The sequence below is a fragment of the Ruegeria sp. AP12 genome (assembly GCF_056540025.1).
Genome location: NZ_JBQFVZ010000122.1, coordinates 1 through 952 on the forward strand (window position 1 = coordinate 1; position 952 = coordinate 952).

1 pseudogene is annotated in these 952 nt (G+C 56.9%); it reads left to right on the forward strand.

Annotation, left to right across the window (positions count from 1 at the left end):
• Positions 1-952: pseudogene (locus ACR0E6_RS21665) on the forward strand (RecQ family ATP-dependent DNA helicase); the annotation flags it as partial.

Below are 952 nucleotides of genomic sequence, written 5' to 3' on the forward strand. Positions count from 1 at the left end.
GCAACACTTGTTTCGCGAGAAGAGAACCGTGTTCGTATTTTCCCTTCTTCGCTAACAGTCCGCACACTGGACGAGGCGAAACAACGGCTTGCGGATGCGGAGATCACTCAAGCGCATCGCAAACAATTGCTGGCCATCGTGCAGCATCTGATTTTGGCCCCGGCGGATGAAGGGGTCTCAACCGATCAGCTCTGCGGCGTCAGCGGTTTGACACCCGGCGCACTGACCAAGGCGATGGCCAATCTCGAAAGCTTTGGCATCGCGCGCAACGACGTTGCAATGACGCTCTTCATCCATGTCGGTGTGGCGCAGTCTTCCTCCGGGCGCCTCACAGAGGCCGCAAACCTGGAACGGGATTTGATCGCGTCGATGCGAGAGCTGGCACCGGATGCGGACAAAGAGACTCCAATACCGCTGAACCTTCAGGAAACCTGCCAGCATCTGCGCAATCAGGACCACGCCGATGCGCGCCCCGATGTAATCGACAAACTGATCCGGGGCATAGCTCGGGATGGCAAGGGGCAGGATGGAGGCACCGGTAATATCCGCTTGCGCAAAATCAGCCGAAACACTCTAAACGTGACGCGGATAAGAACGTGGGAAGTCATTGCCCAAACCGCTGAGGTTCGGTGGCAAGCTGCCGGGATTCTTTTGAAGTTTCTGACGGGTCGACTCGACAAAGGCGCGCGCGGCAAAGATCTGCAGGTCGAAACTACCGTAGGTGACCTTCTGGCGCAGCTCACACAGGATGCCGTTCTGAAATCCAGCGGTCTGCGGGATATGACCAAACTGTTGGAACGCTCCCTGCTTTGGATGCATGAACAGGGTGTTTTGACACTGGGGAAAGGGTTGACCGTATTCCGCCCCGCCATGACCGTATTCCTCAATCCCGAAGGTGGTCAGTTCACGCAGTCGGACTTCCTCCCTCTGGAAGAGCATTACGCCGAACAGA